This is a genomic window from Variovorax paradoxus, assembly GCF_029919115.1.
Lineage (GTDB): Bacteria > Pseudomonadota > Gammaproteobacteria > Burkholderiales > Burkholderiaceae_C > Variovorax > Variovorax paradoxus_O.
This window is the reverse complement of record NZ_CP123990.1, coordinates 4,469,793-4,489,591: the sequence shown is the minus strand read 5'-3', so window position 1 is coordinate 4,489,591 and position 19,799 is coordinate 4,469,793. Positions and strand designations below refer to the sequence as shown.

The 19,799-nt window shown below is 65.8% G+C and carries 20 protein-coding genes and 1 tRNA gene; 12 read left to right on the top strand and 9 right to left on the bottom strand.

Annotated elements, in window-relative coordinates:
- Window positions 1-116: 116 nt before the first annotated feature.
- Genes QHG62_RS21625 through QHG62_RS21595 form a run of 7 tightly spaced genes read left to right on the top strand, consistent with a single transcriptional unit; the run spans window position 117 to window position 7,240 of the window.
- Window positions 117-1,898 (top strand): methanol/ethanol family PQQ-dependent dehydrogenase, encoded by a 1,782-nt coding sequence (locus tag QHG62_RS21625; protein WP_281147702.1) that lies wholly within the window; start codon window positions 117-119, stop codon window positions 1,896-1,898.
- Window positions 1,876-2,736 (top strand): substrate-binding domain-containing protein, encoded by an 861-nt coding sequence (locus tag QHG62_RS21620; protein ID WP_281147701.1) that lies wholly within the window; start codon window positions 1,876-1,878, stop codon window positions 2,734-2,736. The genes QHG62_RS21625 and QHG62_RS21620 overlap by 23 nt, the downstream gene beginning before the upstream one ends.
- A complete protein-coding gene (locus QHG62_RS21615) occupies window positions 2,733-3,302 on the top strand; it encodes a c-type cytochrome (RefSeq protein WP_281147700.1) in 570 nt (189 codons plus the stop codon). The genes QHG62_RS21620 and QHG62_RS21615 overlap by 4 nt, the downstream gene beginning before the upstream one ends.
- The gene (gene coxB / locus QHG62_RS21610; RefSeq protein WP_281147699.1) at window positions 3,299-4,267 is read left to right on the top strand and encodes a cytochrome c oxidase subunit II; all 969 of its coding nucleotides are present in this window, start codon (window positions 3,299-3,301) and stop codon (window positions 4,265-4,267) included. The genes QHG62_RS21615 and coxB overlap by 4 nt, the downstream gene beginning before the upstream one ends.
- Before the next feature lie 10 nt (window positions 4,268-4,277).
- Window positions 4,278-6,266: a cytochrome c oxidase subunit I gene (gene ctaD / locus QHG62_RS21605; protein WP_281147698.1), complete on the top strand. Its 1,989-nt coding sequence runs from the start codon at window positions 4,278-4,280 to the stop codon at window positions 6,264-6,266.
- Window positions 6,257-6,862, top strand: a complete 606-nt coding sequence (locus tag QHG62_RS21600; RefSeq protein WP_281147697.1) for a cytochrome c oxidase subunit 3 — start codon at window positions 6,257-6,259, stop codon at window positions 6,860-6,862. The genes ctaD and QHG62_RS21600 overlap by 10 nt, the downstream gene beginning before the upstream one ends.
- 9 nt (window positions 6,863-6,871) lie before the next feature.
- Complete coding sequence (locus tag QHG62_RS21595; protein WP_281147696.1) at window positions 6,872-7,240, top strand: hypothetical protein; 369 nt, start codon at window positions 6,872-6,874, stop codon at window positions 7,238-7,240.
- A gap of 27 nt (window positions 7,241-7,267) precedes the next feature.
- Here the strand turns inward: QHG62_RS21595 and QHG62_RS21590 are convergent, their stop codons facing one another.
- Window positions 7,268-7,657 (bottom strand): TraR/DksA family transcriptional regulator, encoded by a 390-nt coding sequence (locus tag QHG62_RS21590; protein ID WP_281147695.1) that lies wholly within the window; start codon window positions 7,655-7,657, stop codon window positions 7,268-7,270.
- 76 nt (window positions 7,658-7,733) lie between these two features.
- On the opposite strand from QHG62_RS21590, the gene QHG62_RS21585 reads away from it, so the two are divergent.
- Window positions 7,734-9,137, top strand: coding sequence for a hypothetical protein (locus QHG62_RS21585; RefSeq protein WP_281147694.1), 1,404 nt, complete (start codon window positions 7,734-7,736; stop codon window positions 9,135-9,137).
- 9 nt (window positions 9,138-9,146) lie between these two features.
- On the opposite strand, the gene QHG62_RS21580 is transcribed toward QHG62_RS21585, so the two are convergent.
- Window positions 9,147-10,292: a mechanosensitive ion channel family protein gene (locus tag QHG62_RS21580; RefSeq protein ID WP_281147693.1), complete on the bottom strand. Its 1,146-nt coding sequence runs from the start codon at window positions 10,290-10,292 to the stop codon at window positions 9,147-9,149.
- Between the two features lie 355 nt (window positions 10,293-10,647).
- Here QHG62_RS21580 and QHG62_RS21575 point away from each other — a divergent pair, with 355 nt between their 5' ends.
- Window positions 10,648-11,337 (top strand): class I SAM-dependent methyltransferase, encoded by a 690-nt coding sequence (locus tag QHG62_RS21575; RefSeq protein ID WP_281147692.1) that lies wholly within the window; start codon window positions 10,648-10,650, stop codon window positions 11,335-11,337.
- Window positions 11,338-11,413: 76 nt separating this feature from the next.
- Here QHG62_RS21575 and QHG62_RS21570 read toward each other — a convergent pair whose 3' ends face one another.
- The 3 genes from QHG62_RS21570 to QHG62_RS21560 form a co-directional block, all read right to left on the bottom strand.
- On the bottom strand, window positions 11,414-11,800 hold the full coding sequence (locus tag QHG62_RS21570; protein ID WP_281147691.1) for a DUF427 domain-containing protein: 387 nt from the start codon (window positions 11,798-11,800) through the stop codon (window positions 11,414-11,416).
- Window positions 11,797-12,489, bottom strand: a complete 693-nt coding sequence (locus QHG62_RS21565; RefSeq protein ID WP_281147690.1) for a dienelactone hydrolase family protein — start codon at window positions 12,487-12,489, stop codon at window positions 11,797-11,799. Before QHG62_RS21565 ends, QHG62_RS21570 begins: the two co-directional genes overlap by 4 nt.
- A gap of 238 nt (window positions 12,490-12,727) precedes the next feature.
- A complete protein-coding gene (locus tag QHG62_RS21560; protein WP_281147689.1) occupies window positions 12,728-13,987 on the bottom strand; it encodes a methyl-accepting chemotaxis protein in 1,260 nt (419 codons plus the stop codon).
- Window positions 13,988-14,509: 522 nt separating this feature from the next.
- Between QHG62_RS21560 and QHG62_RS21555 the strand changes: the two genes are divergently transcribed.
- The 3 genes from QHG62_RS21555 to QHG62_RS21545 all read left to right on the top strand — a co-directional run bounded on the left by QHG62_RS21555 (window position 14,510) and on the right by QHG62_RS21545 (window position 15,886).
- Window positions 14,510-14,773, top strand: coding sequence for a hypothetical protein (locus QHG62_RS21555; protein ID WP_281147688.1), 264 nt, complete (start codon window positions 14,510-14,512; stop codon window positions 14,771-14,773).
- A 109-nt stretch (window positions 14,774-14,882) separates the two neighbouring features.
- Window positions 14,883-15,230 (top strand): type II toxin-antitoxin system prevent-host-death family antitoxin, encoded by a 348-nt coding sequence (locus QHG62_RS21550; protein ID WP_281147687.1) that lies wholly within the window; start codon window positions 14,883-14,885, stop codon window positions 15,228-15,230.
- Window positions 15,230-15,886 carry an AAA family ATPase gene (locus tag QHG62_RS21545; protein ID WP_281147686.1) on the top strand — a complete coding sequence of 219 codons (657 nt, stop codon included), beginning with the start codon at window positions 15,230-15,232 and terminating at the stop codon, window positions 15,884-15,886. Before QHG62_RS21550 ends, QHG62_RS21545 begins: the two co-directional genes overlap by 1 nt.
- A 114-nt stretch (window positions 15,887-16,000) precedes the next feature.
- Here QHG62_RS21545 and QHG62_RS21540 read toward each other — a convergent pair.
- The 4 genes from QHG62_RS21540 to QHG62_RS21525 all read right to left on the bottom strand — a co-directional run bounded on the left by QHG62_RS21540 (window position 16,001) and on the right by QHG62_RS21525 (window position 19,794).
- A tRNA-Phe gene (locus QHG62_RS21540) sits at window positions 16,001-16,076 on the bottom strand.
- A gap of 18 nt (window positions 16,077-16,094) precedes the next feature.
- Entirely contained in the window at window positions 16,095-16,796 is a 702-nt protein-coding gene (locus QHG62_RS21535; RefSeq protein WP_281147685.1) for a response regulator, read from the bottom strand.
- 92 nt (window positions 16,797-16,888) lie between these two features.
- Entirely contained in the window at window positions 16,889-19,219 is a 2,331-nt protein-coding gene (locus QHG62_RS21530; protein ID WP_281147684.1) for a sensor histidine kinase, read from the bottom strand.
- The gene (locus QHG62_RS21525; RefSeq protein WP_281151746.1) at window positions 19,216-19,794 is read right to left on the bottom strand and encodes a DUF4390 domain-containing protein; all 579 of its coding nucleotides are present in this window, start codon (window positions 19,792-19,794) and stop codon (window positions 19,216-19,218) included. Before QHG62_RS21525 ends, QHG62_RS21530 begins: the two co-directional genes overlap by 4 nt.
- Window positions 19,795-19,799: the final 5 nt, after the last annotated feature.

Sequence of the window (19,799 nt, the reverse complement as noted above, 5' to 3'; positions counted from 1 at the left end):
GATAGCCTGTCGGCTTGCCGCCCTACAGCCTGCGGGCCTTGCCTTGCTATGTTGCTGGGGCCCCCATGTCGGACCGGCAATCGATGCGAAGCCATAACCACACACAGAAGCGAAGCGTGCGATGGGCAAGCCTCTTGGCAGGCAGCCTTTTGCCGGGCGCGTTCGCGCTTGCACAGCCCGCCGCTCCGGCGGATGCGCCGCCACCCGGCGAGGGCGAATGGACGATGCCTGCGCGAGACCACGCGAGCACGCGCTTCGGCCCACTCGCAGAAATCACGAGCGCCAACGTTGCCAGGCTGCAGCCGGCGTTCACCTTCTCCACCGGCGTGGTGCGCGGACATGAAGCAGCGCCGCTGGTGGTGGGCGGCACCATGTACATCGTCGGCCCCTACCCCAACGTGCTGTTTGCGCTCGACCTCGCCAAGCCGGGCGCGCCGCTCAAGTGGAAGTTCGAGCCCCGGCCCGACGCAGGCTCGCAAGGCGTTGCGTGCTGCGACCAGGTGAACCGCGGCGCAGCCTATGCCGACGGGCGCGTGTTCTTCAACACGCTCGACAACCAGACGATTGCAGTCGATGCGGCGAGCGGCGCCGAACTGTGGCGCGTGAAGCTCGGCGACATCCGCCTTGGCGAAACCATGACGATGGCGCCGCTGGTGGTCAAGGGCAAGGTGCTGGTGGGCAACAGCGGCGGCGAATTCGGCGTGCGGGGCTGGCTCGTCGCCCTGGATGCGGCCACCGGCAAGACCGTGTGGCGCGCGTGGAGCACGGGGCCGGACCGCGACGTGCTGATAGGCGCGCAGTTCAAGCCCTTCTATGCGCAAGACCGTGGCAAGGACCTGGGCGTGAGCTCGTGGCCGCCCGAGGCCTGGAAGATCGGCGGCGGCAATGCGTGGGGCTGGATCTCGTACGACCCCGAGCTGGACCTCATCTACTACGGCACCGGCAATCCGGGCCCGTGGAACCCCGAGCAGCGACCCGGCGACAACCGCTGGACCGCAGGGCTCTTCGCACGCCGGCCCGACACCGGCGAGGCGGTCTGGTTCTACCAGTTCAGCCCGCACGACCTGCACGACTACGACGGCGTGAACGAAAACATCCTGATGGATGCGGAGATAGGCGGCAAGCCGCGCAAGGTGCTGGTCCACCCCGATCGCAACGGCCACGTGTACCTGATGGACCGCACCAGCGGCGAGGTGCTGTCCGCCCAGCCTTTCGTGGAGGTGACCACCTCTTTCGGCGTGGACCTGAAGACGGGGCGCCTGCGCTACGACCCCGCCAAGGAGCCGAAGGTGGGCCGGATCGTGCGCGGGATCTGCCCTGCCTCGCCCGGCGCCAAGGACTGGCAGCCTTCGGCCTGGTCGCCGCGCACGCGGCTCGTCTACATCCCGCACCAGAACCTGTGCCAGGACAGCCAGCCCTACCAGGTGAGCTATATCGCGGGCACACCCTACGTGGGCGCCGAGACGCGCATGTACTCCGGGCCCGGCGGCCATCGCGGCCGGTTCACCGCGTGGGACCCGGTTGCCGGCAAGGCTGCATGGTCGAAGGACGAAAACTTCCCGGTCTGGAGCGGCGCACTCGCGACCGCGGGCGACGTGGTGTTCTACGGCACGATGGACGGCTGGTTCAAGGCACTCGATGCGCGAACCGGCGCCCTGCTGTGGCAGTACAAGACCGAGTCCGGAATCATCGGGCAACCCGTGTCCTACCGCGGACCCGACGGCAAGCAATACGTGGCCGTGTTGTCGGGCGTTGGCGGCTGGGCCGGCGCCGTGGTGGCGGGCGACCTGGACGCACGCGACGGCACAGCGGCACTGGGCTTTGCCAACGCAATGAAAGACCTGTCCGCGGCAACGCGCAAAGGCGGCAAGCTGTATGTCTTCAAGCTGCCCGATTGATTTCTCTCGCGCCGCATTCACGGCCCTGCTCATGCTGCTCGGCGCAATGCCTCTTGCCCGCGCGCAAGAGAAGGCCGGCGCCGTGCAGCCGGCGGCGCTGCGCGTTTGCGCCGAGCCCGACAACCTGCCCTACTCGCGCGAGGACCAGAGCGGATTCGAAAACCGGATTGCGCGCCTCCTGGCCGACGACCTGCAGTTGCCGCTGCATTACCAGTGGCTGCCCGACCGGCGCGGCTTCGTGCGCAAGACCCTCGGCGCCGACGGTTGCGACTTGATCATCGGCGTGCCCGCGGGCGACGAACGCGTGCTGACCACCAAGGCCTACTACCGCTCGAGCTATGTGTTCGTCCAGAACGAAACCGGCGCGGCAAGAAGCGGTGCCCTGCGTTCCTTCGACGACGCCCGCCTGCCATCGCTGCGCATCGGCGTGAAGCTGGTCGGCAACGACCTGGCCGCCACACCGCCCGGACATGTGCTCGCGCGGCACGAGGCGGTGCGCAACGTGGTCGGCTTTACCGTGTTCGGCGACGGGCCGCCTGCCCAGCGCATGGTGGACGCCGTGGCTCGCGGCGAACTCGACGCCGCGGTGGTCTGGGGGCCGCAGGCAGGCTACTTTGCAGCCCGCGCAGTGCCTGCGCTGCATATCACGCAGGCAGCCGCACCGGCCGACCCGGACCTGCCCTTCAGCTTTTCGATTGCAATGGGCGTGCGCAAGGGCGACCGCGCCATGAAAGCGCGCCTCGACGATTTTCTGGCACGGCGTGCTGCCGACATCGGCAGCATCCTGGATGCCTATGCGGTGCCGCGCCTGCCGCTTGCCAGTGTGGAGAAGCCATGATGGCAACGGCTGGATCGGCCTTGCGCATCGCGGCGCTCGCGCTCTTTGCGGCGCTGGCGCTGTGTGCCTGCGAGCGCGAGATGCGCCGCTTTCAAACCCCGCCCGACAACCGCTCGAGTCCGCGCCCGGAGACACCGAGAACCAGCACCCTGCAACCCGCCGAAACGCGCGACGATCCGGTGCGCATGCCGGCAGGCAACGGCGAAGGCTACGAAGGCAACGCCTACAACGTGGCACAGGGCAAGCGGCTGTACCGCTGGTACAACTGCGGCGGCTGCCACGCGCAGGGTGGCGGCGGCATGGGGCCTGCACTCATGGACGATCAGTGGCGCTATGGCAGCGAGCCGGCGCAGATCTTCAGCACCATCATGCAGGGGCGGCCCAATGGCATGCCTTCTTTCGGCGGGCACCTGAGCGAAGACCAGGTGTGGCAGCTCACCGCGTATGTGCGCTCCATGAGCGGGCAGTTGCGAAAGGACGTTGCGCCGGGCCGCGCCGACAGCCTGCAAGCCAACGAGCCGGAAGCGGCGCGCGACCGCGAACCCGCCCGGCCGGGAGCCAAATGATGCAAGCGCTGCACGACGTGCTCGCCCCCTTCGGCCCGCAGGCCGCGCATGTGCGCGAGCTGTGGCTGCTGACACTGGCAGTGTGCACGGTGGTCTTCGCGGCCGTGCTGGCGGCCTTGCTTCTTGCGCTGCTGCGTGCGCCGCGCGCCAATGCACAGAGCTCGCCAGACCTGTCCGCACTGATGCGGCCCGAGCCCGGCAAGCGGCGCAGCGTGATTGCCGCCGTGGCCGCCTCCACATTGCTGCTGCTCGCACTCATTGCGGCCAGCATCTTCACCGACCGCGCGCTTGCAAGGCTTTCCACCGAAGGTGCGCTGCGGCTCGATGTGACGGCCCATCAATGGTGGTGGGAAGTGCGCTACGTGGAGCCCAACGTGGCCGACAGCTTTGTGACCGCCAACGAAATCCACGTGCCGACGGGCCGCCCCGTGATCGTGACGCTCAAGGCAGACGACGTGATTCACAGCTTCTGGCTGCCGAGCCTTGCAGGCAAGAAGGACCTGCTTCCGGGCCGCACCGCCACCATGCACTTTCGCGCCGACCGCGACGGCATCTATCGCGGGCAATGCGCGGAGTTCTGCGGATCGCAGCACGCGCTGATGGCCTTCTTCGTGGTGGCCGATCCGCCGGAGCGCTACGCAGCATGGGCGGCCGCACAGCGCCGCACGGCAAGCGAGCCCACGAGCGAGCAGCCGGTGCGCGGCCGCGAGATATTCATGCGCTCGAGCTGCGCCATGTGCCACGCCATCGATGGCACCGCGGCCCAGGCCGTGCGCGGCCCCAACCTGACCCACGTGGCCAGCCGCGGCACCCTGGCAGCGGGTGCGCTACCCAACACCCCCGAAGACCTGAAGCGCTGGATCGCCGACCCGCAGCAGACGAAACCCGGCACCTACATGCCGGCCACCAAGCTCGCGCCCGAAGAAATGGACGCGCTGGTCGGCTATTTGCAAACCCTGCGTTGAGTTGCACCACATGCAAAACGCGCACGCCATGAACCCGCCCGGCGACGCCCCCGCTTCGCGCCTGAAAGACGGCCCCGGCCCGGGCTCGCGCGAAGCCGCCGCGCTGGACGCCACCTGGAGCGATCCGCCGGGGCTGCTCGGCTGGCTCGCCGCGGTCAACCACAAGTCGATTGCGCGCCGCTTCATCGCCACCACCTTCTTCTTTTTCCTGGCGGGCGGGCTGCTTGCGCTGGTCATGCGGCTGCAGCTCGCGCGCCCCGGTTCAAAGCTGGTGGGGCCCGATCTCTACAACCAGCTGTTCACGATGCACGGCTCGACAATGATGTTTCTCTTTGCCGTGCCGGTGATGCAGGCCGTGGCCGTATACCTCGTGCCGCTGATGCTGGGCACGCGCAGCATCGCGTTTCCGCGGCTGAACGCCTTCGCCTACTGGATCTTCCTGTTTGGCGGCGTGATGCTCTACGTGGTCTTTGTGCTCGGTGCCGGGCCCGACGTGGGCTGGTTCTCGTATGTGCCGCTGGCGGGGCCGGACTATTCGCCCGGCAAGCGCGCGGACTTCTGGGCCCAGATGATCACCTTCACCGAACTTTCGGCGCTGCTCGAGGCCATTGTGGTGATCACCACGGTGTTCAAGCTGCGCGCACCGGGCATGACGCTCAACCGCATTCCGCTGTTTGTGTGGGCCATGCTGGTCACGGCCTTCATGGTGCTGTTTGCCATGCCCTCGGTCATGCTGGCAAGCACCATGCTCATCATGGACCGGCTGGTCGGCTCGCACTTCTTCAACCCGGCCGAAGGCGGCGACGTGGTGCTGTGGCAGCACCTGTTCTGGTTTTTCGGCCACCCGGAGGTGTACCTCATCTTCTTGCCCGGGCTCGGGTTTCTCTCGGCCATCATCCCCACCTTTGCGCGGCGGCCGATCTTCGGCTACACGGCCATGGTGCTGTCGCTCATTGCCACCGCCTTCCTGGCCTTCGGGCTGTGGGTGCACCACATGTTCGCGGTCAACCTGCCCGAACTCGGCAAGAGCTTTTTCACCGCAGCGAGCATGCTGATCGCCATTCCATCGGCGGTGCAGATTTTCTGCTGGCTTGCCACGCTATGGAGCGGCAAGCTCGACTTCAAGACACCGCTTCTCTTCGTGCTGGGTTTCTTCTTCATTCTTGTGCTGGGCGGCATGACCGGCATCATGCTGGCCTCGGTGCCGCTGGACCTGCAGGTGCACGACAGCTACTTTGTGGTGGCGCACCTGCATTACGTGCTGATAGGCGGCGCGGTGTTTCCGCTGTTCGGCGCCTTCTACTACTGGTACCCCAAGATCACGGGGCGGCTCATGAGCGAGCGCCTCGGGCGCTGGAACTTCTGGCTCTTCTTCACCGGCTTCAACGTGGCCTTCTTTCCGATGCACCTGCTCGGCCTGAAGGGCATGCCGCGCCGCGTCTACACCTACCAGGCGGGGCTTGGCTGGGACACCATGAACATGGTTGCGACCATTGGCGCGTTGACCATTGCCGCGGCCGTGCTGCTCTTCATCGTCAATGCGGTGCGCAGCCTGCGGCACGGCGCGCCCGCGGGTGCCAACCCGTGGGGCGCGGGCACGCTCGAATGGGCTACCGAGTCTCCGCCGCCGCCGTGCAACTTTCATGCGATACCTGTGGTGCATGGCCGCGAGCCGCTGTGGGAGCCTCCGCGTACGGAGGCCGACGGCGCGCGGCCCGCCTTCACGCATGTGGGCGGGCTGGCGGCCGATACGCGCGAACTGCTCGCCACCACGGTGCTCGACGCCCGGCCCGATCTGCGCGTGAATTTTCCCGATCCCACCATCTGGCCGTTTGTGAGCGCGGTGGCCGTGACAGCGCTCTTCATCGGTTCGATCTTCACGCCCTGGGCGGTTGTGTGGGGCAGCATTCCAATTGCCATTGCCCTCACGGCGTGGTTCTGGCCCCAGCGTGCAGAAACCTCGGTGCACCTGAGCCTGGAGCGCAAGCCATGGCAATGACCCGGCGCGAACTCGACGTCTCGGGCCTGCCGAGCTATGCCTTCGGCCACCGCAGCCTGATGTGGTGGGGAACCTTCGGGCTGATCGCGATCGAGGGAACCCTCTTCGCGCTTGCCATCGGCTCTTACCTGTACCTGCGCAGCCAGTCCGACGCATGGCCGATTGGAGCGCCCCCGCCGCAGCTGCTGTGGGGCACCGTCAATACGCTCATCCTGCTGGCCAGCACCTGGCCGAACCACAAGGCCAAGCGGGCAGCCGAAGCGTGCGACCTGTTGCGGACACGCCGTTGGCTGATGACAGGCCTTGCGTTCTCGGTGGCCTTCCTGGTGGTGCGCGGCTTCGAGTTTGGCGCCCTGCATACCCGCTGGGACAGCAATGCCTACGGTTCCATCGTGTGGATGCTGCTTGGCCTGCACACGGTTCACCTGCTCACAGACACCTACGACACCGCGGTGCTGGGGGTGCTGCTCTTCACCGGTCCGATGGAAGGCCAGCGGTTTGCAGACGTGAGCGAGAACGCGCTGTACTGGTACTTCGTGGTGTTTTCCTGGCTTCCGATCTATGCGGTCGTCTATGGTGTGCCACGCCTTCAATGAGGCCTGTCCATGGCAATTTTCAGGGGCTCCAAGACATGGCTTGCGCTGTTGGTGGTTCCCGCCTTTGCGCTGCTCTACCAGACGCTGGCGTATGCCGCCGTTCCCGGCGCATGCGACCTGCAGAACGTGTTGCTGTTGCACGCACTGAGCGTGGCGGCATTGTTGGGCTGCCTTGTGCCGACGCTGCTGTCGGCGCACGAATGGCATCGCCTTGGCTCAATGCCTCGCAGTGAGCACAGCCTGGACAGCGACGCCGCAGTGCCTGCCGCGCGGCGGCGCTTCATGGCCGCTGCGGCAACCGGGGTGGGTGCGCTCTTCACGCTCGTGGTGGCATCGCAATGGTTTGCAGCCTGGGTGCTTTCGCCTTGCCTCCATTGAGCGGGCGGTGGCGGCGCAGCCTTCGGTTCAAAGCGCCGGTGGCAGGCGGATCTCGATCGGGTGCGTGCGCTCGTACAGTTGCTGGCATTCGACGCAGCGGGCGGATGCGGGCAGTGCGTCGAGCCTTTCCACCGGAATCTCCGTCCCGCAATCCACACAGGTTCCGAATTCACCGGTGCGCAGGCGCTCCCGCGCAGCCTCGATGTCCCGCAGCTCGGAAACGTCACGGTCCATTTCCGCATTTCGCAGCGCGCCGCGCAGCCGCTCTTCGGCGGCATCGACCGTGTCCGGCACTTGCACGTGCGGCGTTCGGGTGGGCGCCTCGGCTTCATCGGCCTTGGCGGTCCTCAGCTCCGACTCGAGTTCGGCCGCCCGCTCATCGAGCTTGCGGTGCCACTGTTCTGTGTTCTTCATCATGCCGGAACCATGGCAATCCGCATGCCTGGGCCTGGCGTGCGATGCTCCACCTTGACGCGCTTCAACCTGGACTGAATTGCAGTACCCCGATACCCTTCTTCTGACCACCCTGCGCAACGCACCGCGCAGGTACCGCATGCCGCCTTTGCCCGCCGATGCCGAAGCGGCGACGGCAAGCGGCACCGATGCGGCGCTGGCCTTTGCAATCGAGGCCGCCCGCATCTCGAGTGAAGAGCGCGGTATGCCGCCGCCGGTTGAGGTGCGGTTGTTGTTTACCCAAGCGCTGGCACGCCTGATCCAGAAGGCCCTGGTGCCCGAAGGCGGGGACCCGGCCTTCCAGGCGCTGGTGATGCAGGCGCAGGATGCGGCGGTCAACGAGCACGCACAGCTGTGGCGGCAGCGCGAAGCCGATCAGCGCGCGGTCAGGGCCGCGATAAATGCCATTGCCCATCCGGGCAAGTTGCGCCGCATGCCGGGGGGCGAGGTGCGCGATGCGCTGGCGCAGCTGCACGACCTGGCGGCAGGGGACTTGTGGGAAGAGCTCGCGCCGGCCATCGCGAATTTGCTCGACCGGAAACTCCTTGAACTGAAAAGTTTTCAACCGGCGCTGCGAGCAATTCTGTCCAACCCTTCGCTCGACCGCTTGGCGCGCGGCAACGAGTTGCTGCACCTGGAGGCCGTGCAGCGGTACCAGGCGCTTGGTGAAAGGCAGGGCCCGGCGGCCGGCAGCGACGCTGCTCTCCTGAAGGGTCGTGCGTCGGCGCGCCGGGGCGAAGCGGCCGAAGAAACAAGCACCCGTGCGCTCGCCAAGATCGCGGATCTGCTGAACCGGCACAACAAGGGCAGGGCCAGCTATCGCGTGGTGCGCAGCCTTCGGAACCCGCCTGCTTTTCCGGGCGAAGCGAACAAGGCGAAAGAAGAATGGGACGCAGCCATTGTTTGCGGCCCTGCGGGCGAGGCCGCCGAGCTTGTTCTTCTCGCGGAGATCAAGGCTTCTCCCGCTGCTGCAACGGCCGACTTCTCGCGTCTGCTGCGCGGCTTGCGCCGGCTGGCCGAGGCAAGCGCCGAAGAGACCTATGCCTTTGCATCCGCGGACGGCCCCGCGCGCATTCATGGCGCATCGCTGCGAAGGCTCTTGCCCGATGGCGATTCATTGCCGCCGCACGTGATCTATTGCTGCTCGGCAGCCCCTGAAGCGCGCCCGCCCATGTTGAGTGCGGCAAGCAAGGCCGTGCTGATGGCCGAGCCCGCGAGCCTCGAATTTGCGCACCGGCTTCTTGCGGGCGCTCAGGCGCCACCGCCCGACTCTCTGGCTGCTGTGTGGCAAGCGCTCATGACAGAGCCGAGGCTGCGCGCGGCGCTGTATCAGTACGACACCGCCCGAAAGGCGCGCGCCGCAATGCTGCACCCGGCCGATCTGCTGGCTTGCGCGGCCCGTCAGCTTGGTGAGGCTCCCGGCGCATCGGAAGACGGCCCGTAGCCACAGGCTCTAGTGCTTGGCGGCGCGCGGGGCTTGAGGAGCATCGTCGATGCGGGGACCCCGTTGCCCGGCCTCAGCGGAATTGCCGCCGTCGGACGTGACGTACACGCTGCGCGCCGGTAGTGCGAACTCCAGTCCCAGGGCGTCGAACTCCCGCATCATCTGCAGGTTGAGGCGCTGCTGCTCGTCCATGTAGAGGCCATAGTCCGGCGTCGTCACAAAGTAGACCACTTCGAAATCGAGCGAGCTTTCGCCGAAGGCCTGGAAGTGCACGCGATCCAACCGCAGCTTGGGCCGCGACTCGATCAGCCGCTTCACGATGCCGGGAACAGCCTCCAGCTTTTCCGGGTCGCTGCGGTAGCTCATGCCAAACTTGAACGCAATGCGGCGCTCGTCCATGCGGCGATAGTTCTTCACCACCTGCTTGAGCAGGTCGGTGTTGCTGATGACGATCTGCTCGCCGGTGAGGCTGCGCAAGCGCGTGGTCTTCAGGCCGATATGCTGCACCGTGCCAGACAGGTCGCCAATGCCGATGGCGTCGCCCACTTCGAAGGGTTTGTCGACTGCAATCGAAAGCGATGCGAACAGGTCGCCAAGAATGTTCTGCACCGCCAGGGCGATGGCAATGCCGCCGACGCCGAGGCTGGCCACGAACGCAGTGATATTGACGCCCAGGTTGGACAACACCGCCAGGAGCACCACGGCCCAAAGCAATGTGCGAAGCGACCACGACAGGAGCACCGCCGACGCACTGACCTGCGTCATGCCGGACGAGCTATGGCGCTCCTCGTAGCGGCGGAGCCCAAGGCTGATGGCCTTGGTGAACCAGAGTCCGATTTGCAACGCAAGCGCAATGAACCACAGTTGCTCGACGCGCTGGTTCCAGCGTTCGGACAGGTCGAGCATGCCCACGCCGACGAGCAATGCGGCAAGCAGCAGGAACACGCGGTTGGTACTGCCAAGCACGTCGACCACCATGTCGTCGACATGATTGCTCGTGCGCTGTGCAAGCTGGCGCGTGCGGCCGATCACATAGCGCAGCACCAGCCGCATGGCGAGATAGGCCGCAAGAGCGGCTGCAATTGCCAGCGCCACGTCGCGCGCCGGCAGGCCCAGCAAGGTTGTGTCGGCGAGCGCCTCGAATCTCTCGTTCATCTGCGGGGGCCCTTCGTCGTATTGAATGCGTACCGGGCGAGGTGGGTAGCAAGGAAAAGATTCACGTCTTCGTTCCTTCGAATTGAAAGCATGTGCAAGTGTTTGCGTACATGTGGCCTTCGTGGCCCTTGCGAGAACGGGGAGATGAAGCAGGCGGCTCGTGTTTGTTGATATTCTGGGTCGTCGATAAATCCTCGGCATGCAGTGAGTTTCTCTTGCCGTGATAAGCGGCGCCCCGTGACGCTGAGGCAACCCGCATGCACTCGAAGCCCTCCGCACGCACCAGGCACCCGGCTTGCCGTGTACTCCCAATGCCCAACCCGGCGGCCCTCCGCCCGACCCTGGAACACAAACGATGACGGAAAGCAGAGCCCGCCCCGGTGACCATGGCGCGACGCGCACCAACGACCGCACGCAACCCCAAGCACCGGTGTCCGAGGCTGGCGTTGCACGCACCTATGACCGGCTCGCGCCGCTGTACGACACCTTGTTCGGCCAGGTGCTGGAGCCCGGGCGCAAACGCATGGCGCAGGTTGTTCGCACGCTGCAGCCGGCATCGCTGCTCGAAGTGGGTGTTGGCACGGGGCTGGCGCTGGCCGGGTATCCGGCCGAATGCAAGATCGTGGGCATCGATCTTTCGCACGATATGCTCGAACGCGCGCGCGAGCGCGCGGCCCACCTGCCACAGCACAACATTGCCATCGAACACATGAACGCCGAGCGCATGCGTTTTGCCGATGGCACTTTCGACTGCGTGACCGTGCCCTATGTGCTCTCGGTAACGCCCCGACCGGCCGAGCTCGTGCGCGAGATACGGCGCGTGTGCAAGCCGGGCGGAAACATTGTGGTGCTGAATCATTTCAGCGGCAGCAAGCTGTGGTGGCTCCTGGAGCGCGCCGTTCGCTCGGCGGCCGAGCACGTGGGGTTTCGCTCCGACTTCAAGTACGACGAACAGATACTCACGCACGACTGGCAGGTGCTGAGCGCCGATCCGGTCAACCTGTTCGGCCTTTCGAAGCTCGTGGTGTTGAACAACAACCGCTGATGCGGTCTTCGGGCGCGTTCGGCGCCATTGTGAGTTGTGCGGCAAATGTTGCGGCATGTGGGCGCGGTGCTGTTCGTCAACCCTTCGCACGAACGTGGATCTCCGGGTACTTGTCGTCATAGAACGCCATGTACTCTTTCAGCGCCAGGTGCTCCTGGTACGGGTCTTCGTACGTCCACACCGCGTCGTCGAGTTGCCGCTCGCCCAGGTTCAGGCTGTAGTAGCTCGCGTGCCCCTTGAACGGGCATTCGGTGGTCGTCTGCGAGCGCTTCAGCTTTTCCATGCGGACGTCGGCGCGCGGAAAGTAATAGCGCACCGGGGATTTGTCTTCGACAACCTTGATGACGTTGCTCGAAGTGGCGACGATGGTGCCTGCGACCTCGACCTCCATTGCCTGTTGAACCGGTTCTTCGCGCACCTTGTGGTCGGGCCATTTTTGGTGCCCCGGTGACTTGCTGCTCATTTCGCATTGCTCCTGGGTTGGTTGAGATGGCTTTTGAACCAGTCGCGGGCCAATGTGGAAACTGCGCCAAGCGCGTCGGGCTCTTCGAACAAGTGCGTTGCGCCCGGCACGATGGTGAGGCGCTTCTCGCAATGCATCGCCGCCATGGCCCGCCAGTTCATGTCGATCACCGGACCGTCGTTGCCGCCGACGATCAGCAGCGTGGGCGCACGCACGCGCTCCAGCGCCGCGCCTGCCAGGTCTGGCCGGCCGCCGCGAGAGACGACCGCATCGACTGCGTCGGACCGCTGCGCCGCCGCCGCCAGCGCGGCACCGGCACCGGTACTCGCACCGAAGTAGCCGATTCTCAAGCCGGCGGTTTGCTCATTGCTGAGCAGCCAATCGGTCAGGCCCACCAGCCGGTCGGCCAGCATCGCAATATCGAAGCGCAGTTCGCGCGTGCGATCGTCCTCGGCTTCTTCGTCGGGCGTCAGCAGGTCGACGAGCAAAGTGGCCAGCTTTGCCGCGTTGAGGTTTTCGGCAACCTGGCGGTTGCGCGGGCTCAGGCGGCTGCTGCCGCTGCCATGCGCGAACAGCACGATTCCGCTGCACGACGCGGGCAGGCTCAGGTCTGCATCGAGCGATACGGAAGAAGAACGCAGCGGAATGCGAAGCGCGCGGCGCTCCGCGGGTCTGGATGCGGAATCCACCAGCTACACCCCTGCAGAAGAGATCGTTGGAGGGTGTGTTCCGCACGCGCCGGCAACCGCCGGCATTCGGAACATCTCGACAGTCATTCGGTTTCCTTTGTGCGAGGGCTCGACACCTGTCGAGCTCGCCATCGGTCACCTTAATTTCTTGCCGGTGTTCTTCTGTAGGGTGATGCCCACATTCGCGTAGGCGCAGTGGAGCGTTGCAACTTGAAAAGAAGAGTGGCGCCGCGGCGCATTACGCGGAGGGCTTGCCCTGCGGAATGGCAATGGCGCGGCGGGCCAACTGAGCCAGGGGAACCGCTCGCGCGAGAGGCCGGGCTTCAACCACCGGAGGCGCCACTGCAGGCTTTTCGTCCTCATCGTCGAGCTTGAAAGTAGCCACCACCTGCGACAGGTTGCCTGCCTGCTCTTGCAACGATTGGGCCGCGGCTGCAGCCTCTTCGACCAGCGCCGCGTTCTGCTGCGTGACCTGGTCCATCTGTGCGATGGCCTGGTTGACCTGCTCGATGCCCTGCGCCTGCTCGTGACTGGCCGCGGTGATCTCGCCGATGATGTCCGTCACGCGCTTCACGCCGCTCACGATCTCTTCCATCGTCTTTCCGGCTTCACTCACCAGTGCACTGCCCACGTCGACCTTGCCTACCGAGTCGTCGATGAGGCCCTTGATTTCCTTGGCCGCTGCGGCCGAGCGCTGCGCAAGGCTGCGCACCTCGGAGGCCACAACCGCAAAGCCCCGGCCCTGTTCACCCGCACGCGCCGCTTCGACAGCCGCATTGAGAGCGAGGATGTTGGTCTGGAACGCAATGCCGTCGATCACGCCGATGATGTCGACGATCTTCTTGGACGACGCATTGATCGATGCCATGGTGTCGACCACCTGCCCCACCACGCTGCCGCCCTTGACTGCAACCTCGGAGGCCGAAAGCGCGAGCTGGTTGGCTTGCCGTGCGTTGTCTGCGTTCTGCTTGACGGTGCTGGTGAGCTCTTCCATCGACGCGGCCGTTTCTTCGAGCGAGCTCGCCTGCTGCTCGGTGCGCGAAGACAGATCGTGATTGCCCGCGGTGATCTGCCCCGATGCCACCACGATCGAATCGGTCGACGCCTTGATGCGCGTCACCACGTCGGTCAGCGTGTCTTCCATCTCGCCCATGCCGCGCAGCAGGCGACCAAAATCGCCGCCGCGCTCGGTCTCGAATTCTTTGCTGAGGTCGCCCGAGGCCACGGTTTCCGCAATGAAAATGGCCTCGCCAAGCGGTTGCATGATGCTGCGCGAAAGCCAGATGCTGCCGCCCACGCCCGCCAGCAGCGCGGCCAACCCGAAGCCCATCATCAGGCTGCGAGCCGACTCGATACGCCGTGCGAGTTCAGGTGCAACGCCGCTGCCCGCAGCGACGTCGCCAAGACATGCGAGGCCGATGACAAGCCCCGTCGCCATCAACAGCAACACGATCCCGAACGCCATGCCCAGCTGGGCACCGATCTTCCAATTGCGCATGTGCTCTTCCGTGACGGCCACCGACGCGGAGGCCTCCTATCCAGGCATATCGGCAGATGAGGGCCGGAACTTGAGGGGCGGAAGCTAGGGAGAAACCCGGAGACTCCGCATACGAAGCTTCATGGCTCCATGGGCTGCGTGGTGGTCCTGCGTGGGATGAGTGCGGAAAGGCCCCTCGCTATACTGGGTTCGTCACGTCGAAAAAGGGCGTGATCGGGCTTGGTCTCCCGTTGAAGCTCTGCGACGAAAGCCGCAGTTTCCCCGCAGGATTTGCGGCTTTGTCGTTCGTGCCTCCAGTTTTGGCGGCTCGATGGGCGGGCGCAAGCCCGGCCGGTTCTCGCAAGAGCTTCCCGGTAGACCAACCCGTCGAGTCGCCGCCCTCGATTGGTCTCGGGAGCGGCGGTTTTTTCAAACCGAAGCTCTTGGAGGCCATTGATGGCGAGATATGCTCGCGCGCCCGCGCAATCCCCCTCGCCCTCCGCGTCATCTGGAATCGCCACTATTGCCGCGCCTGCAGCGCGCTTGCGCCCACTGCAAGACAGCGCCGAAGCACTCACGCTGCGGGCATCCGACGAAATCGACACCATTCACGACGTGCAGCGCGCGTACGCGTGTCTCGAAAGGCTCATCGCTCCGCAGCGCGTGAACGACCCGGAAGAGGTGCATGTGACCCGCAGCGAGCTGGGCGCGCTCTTGCGGTTGCTGAACGCCGAACTGCAGCGCGGCATCGATACCGCCGTGACCACGATCGAATCGGTACGCGCGGCCTTGATCGAAGGTTCGTGAATAGAAAAACTCTGGCTCGTTGGGCTACGCATGGCTGGCGATCACGCCCCGTACCGGCATTCTGTCCAATTTTGCTATTTTTGCCATAATGGCAACAAAGGAGCACATCATGGCCGCCGTACTGCCCAGCCTCAACGACCTGCCTCGCCAGAACGCATCCCACGTCAAGAACCGGTGGGGCGACGTGGTTCGCCAGGTGCAGCAGTCGGGCAGCGTGGCGGTAACCAACCACTCGACCGTGGAGATGGTGCTCCTGACCGCAGCCACCTACAACCAGTTGGTGGAAGACGCGCAGGCACTCAAGGCGCGTGAACAGTCGGTGCTCGACGACCTCGGCCGCCGCTTCGACGCACGCCTTGGCGCGCTGCAGCAGCCCGATGCCGCGGCGAACCTGAACAGCCTGTTCGCGGCCAAGGGCAAGCTCGCGCGACCTCCCAAGGCAGGCGACACGTTCTGATGGCGCCAGCGGCAGCAGCAGCGCGCCCGTTCATCCTGGTGCTAGCCGGAGTCAACGGAGCGGGCAAAAGCTCGGTGGGCGGCGCCCTGCTCGCCGAACACGGGCTCGCCTGGTTCAACCCCGACACGTTCGCGCGCGAACTCATCGCGCAGCTCGGGCTGACATCCGAAGAAGCGAACGCCCGCGCATGGAACCTGGGCCGCGAGCGGCTGGAGGCGGCCATTGCGCAAGGCGCCAACTACGCGTTCGAAACCACGCTGGGCGCAAACACCATTCCCGCACTGCTCGCCCGCGCCGCGTCGAGCCATGATGTGGTCATGATCTATTGCGGTCTTTCTTCGCCCGAGCAGCACATAGCCCGCGTCCGCGCGAGGGTGGCGCGCGGAGGCCACAGCATTCCCGAAGCCAAGATTCGCGAGCGCTGGATCGCATCGCGCGCCAACCTGATTCAGCTGCTGCCAAAGCTCACACGGCTCCAGGTCTTCGACAACAGCGCGGAAGCGCCGCCCGGAGAAGAGATTGCAGATCCGGTGCTGGTGCTTGAGCTGAGTTCGGGCGAGCCGATTTTTCCGCAGCCCGATGATCTGGCCGCGCTCGCGGCAACGCCGCAGTGGGCGCGGCCCATCGTTCAGGCTGCAATCGACTTGCTGGGCTGACCGGACGCCCTGTTTGGCAGCCGGGGCTGGGCCTCGATTGAATGAAAAAAGCCCTAAGCAATTGATTTACTTAGGGCTTTTTAACTTTGGCGGACGAACTGTCAAAGTGATGAATGGTGGCCTGGGGCGGAATCGAACCACCGACACGCGGATTTTCAATCCGCTGCTCTACCAACTGAGCTACCGGGCCTTGGTGTGCAGCCTTAAATTATACAGCGCTTCTGCGCCCTCTCGAAAGATCGACGCCAAGTTGTTTGAGCTTGCGATAAAGATGGGTGCGTTCCAGGCCGGTCTTCTCGGCGACGCGGGTCATGGAGCCGTTCTCCATGGCGAGGTGAAACTCGAAGTAGGCCTTCTCGAAACCGTCGCGCGCATCGCGCAGCGGCCGGTCCAGGTCGAAGCTCTGGGTCGACTGCGGGCCTGCATCGGGCACGGGCACTGAAGCCAGCGAAGCGAGCAGCAGGCTGTCGCCGGTGGTGGTGATGGCTGCTGCCGGGTTCACGCCGGTTGCCGGCGGCACAACGCCGGCGGCGGCGCGCCGGGCGCTTTCGCGGGCAAGACCCTGCTCCACTGCCTTGAGCAGCTTTTGCATGGTGATGGGCTTCTCGAGGAATGCAAAGGCGCCGATGCGCGTGGCGTCCACGGCGGTGTCGATGGTGGCGTGGCCGCTCATCATGATGACGGGCATGCTCAGGAGGCCGGCGGTCGACCATTCCTTGAGCAGCGTGACGCCGTCGGTGTCGGGCATCCAGATGTCGAGCAGCACAAGGTCGGGCCGTGCGCGTTGCCGGGCTGCGCGTGCTTCGGCGGCGTTTTCCGCCAGCTCCACGTTGTGGCCTTCGTCATTGAGAATTTCGAAGAGCAGGTCCCTAATGCCCAGCTCGTCATCGACCACGAGAATGTTTGCCATGAGTGCTGCTTGTTGTATGCGCCGGTATCTGCAATGGTGTGTATGGTCCGCCAGCCGATCCATCGACTGAGCGCAATGGATTTCTTTCGCGCTCAGGCGGCGGAAGACTTCGAATCTTCGGTGTGAGCGACCGCTGTTTGCGACTCGCCTGCCAGCGCGAATGATAGCGAGACTTGCGCCCCCGCTACAGCCCCATCGACAACGCGGTTGGAAAGCTCGATTCGGGCGCCGTGCTCGTCTGCGATCTTCTTGACCACGGCCAGCCCCAAACCGGTACCTTTTGTTTTCGTGGTGACGTAGGGTTCGAAGGCGCGCTTGAGAATGTTCTCGGCAAAGCCGGGGCCGCTGTCTTGCACGGTCAGGCGCACGCGCTGGCCCGAATCGCCCAGGCGGGTGCGAATGACGACCTCGCCCGCCCTGCCGGTGCTGCTGGCGGCGGCCTCGGCGGCGTCTTGCGCGTTTTGCAGCAGGTTGTGAATGACCTGGCGGATCTGCTGCGCATCGCCGCGGATGGGCGGGCAGCGCTCGTCCAGTTCGGAGCGCAGCGCAATGGGCGCGTTCTCGGCGCTGTAGAGCTGGAGCACGTCGGCCAGCAGCGCGTTGAGGTCGACGGGCTTGAGGTCGGCCGCGGGCAGGCGGGCGTAGTCGCGGAACTCATTGACCAGCCGCTTCATTGCATCGACCTGGTCGACGATGGTCTTGACCGACTTGACGAGCACGGCCTGCTCGGGCGGCGCGACCTTGCCGGAAAGCTTCATCTCCAGCCGCTCGGCGGAGAGCTGGATGGGCGTGAGCGGGTTCTTGATTTCGTGCGCCAGGCGGCGCGCGACCTCGCCCCAGGCCTGTGCACGCTGGGCCGAGACGATTTCGGAGATGTCGTCGAACACCAGCAGCCGCGCGGCCCCGGGCAGCTCGGCCCCGCGCGCGACGATGTTGATGGCGCTGCCCTGCTGCGGCAGGTCGTTGCCGGTGGCATGCAGCTCGAAGGCATGCTGCCAGTGGTCGAGCCCGTGCTGCAGCCGCTCGACCTGGAACTCGTCGAACTGCTGTTGCACGCTGTTGCCAAAGTCTGCCAGGCCGGGCACCTGTGCAAGCGGCTGCCCTTCGTAGGCGGCCAGCGGCGCGCGCAGCACGCGGGTGGCGCCGGGGTTGGTGGACAAGATGGTGCCCTTGGCGTCGAGCACGATCACGCCCGAGGTCAGGTTGTCCAGAATGGTCTGCAGGTTGGCACGGGCGGCGTCGAGCTGGCCCATGGTTTTTTCGACGGCGCCGCGGGCATCGGCCAACTGCTGGGTCATGACGGCGAAGGAACGGGTCAGGCCGCCAAGCTCGTCCTTGCCTTGCAGCACGGCGGTCGGCCGCAGGTCGCCGGCGGCCACCTGGCGAACGCCCTCCGCCAGCACGAGCAGGGGCCGCGCCAACTGGTTGCCGAACAGCACCGCGAGCAGCACGGCGCCGAACACGGCCAGGAACAGGCTGAGCGTGAGGGTGCCGATGTACATGCGCCGCAGGCCCTCGCGGGCCAGGGCGCGCTCCTGGTACTCGCGGTTGGCCTCTTGGACGGCAAGCGCATTGGCCACGACGGCGGGCGGCAGCGGCTGGGTCACCTGCAGAAAGCGCGGCGCGGTGTCGAAGTCGAAGCCGGGGCGCTGCACCATGGCAATGGCGCGCACGGTGGCCGGAGGCAGGCTGGCGCCCGGCGCCGCGGTTTCGTCCAGGCCCTCGATGTGGGCGATGGCACGGTCCGCGCGCACCTGCCGCAGTTGCTGGATGGTCGGCCGCTCGGGGTTCAGCTGAAAGCGCGAGGTGCCCGCCCCCGCAATGAGTTGCCCGGTGCCCGTCCAGAGCACCACATCGCTGGCCTGCAACTGATCGCGAATGCGCTCGAGCGCAAGGCCCGCGCTCGCATCGGGCACTTGTGCAAGCTGGGCGCTGGCGGCGCGGGTCTTGGCAGCCAGGTCGTCCGAAAGCGAATCGAGCGTGGCACGGCCCAGGTTGAGGCCGGCATCGAGCGCGCCCTCGACTTTGACGTCGAACCAGCTTTCGATCGAACGCGCCACAAACTGGTAAGACACCACATAGACGAGCGCGCCCGGCACCACGCCCACCAACGCAAAAATGGCGGCCAGCTTGATGAGCAGGCGGCTGCCGAACTTGCCCTGCCGCAGCCGGCGCAGCAACCGAAACGCGACCCAGCCGATGACCAGCACCAGCAGCACGGCCACCACCACGTTGATGCCGAAGAGCCGCACGTAATAGCGTTCGTACAGCGCGCGGTTGTTGGTGGCTTGCGCCAGCAGAAACATCAGCACCAGGCCGATGGCCGTGACCAGCGCGGCGCCCACGCCCACGGCCCAACGCACCGCGCGCGAGCGGCGGGCGGCAGGTGTGGCCGCTGCGCCGCTGCGCGGTTTGGTGCTCACCGCTGCTTCTCCAGCGGCAGCTTGGCGCTGCGCTCGACCACAATGTTCCAGTCGGCCTGCCCGACCACGCCGATCTGGAACGGACGCGGCAGCTGCGAGGTGTCGAGCCGGAAGCGGAACACGACCTGGTGCTGCGCCTCGTCGCCGATGTCGGCGGCGTCGCCCAGCCGCAGCCGTCCCACTCGCTTGACCGCGTCCATCGCATCGGCAAGGCTGTCGAAGTTCTGGTTCAGCGAGACGCCGAACCCCGCGGTGCCAGTAATGGGCACCGGCGACACGTTGAGCCGCCAGCGGCGTGTGAGGGGCTGGTAGGCCAGCCGCATGTGACGCGTGACCTGGGCGACCTTGCGGTCGGTCCAGTACCAGCGCTCCTGGAAAACCTCGGCTTCGGCGACGAAGTAGATGGCAATGCCCTTGTCGAGCACTTCTTCGACCAGCGACGGCAGTTCGAACTGCACCGCCGCGGTGAGATAGACGCCATCGTCGGCCTGCTCGAGGCGCATCTGGGTGACCGAAGGGCCGTTGCGCCCCTGCGCGGCCGCGGCCATGGGCAGCGAGCCCACCAACATCATCATGGCCA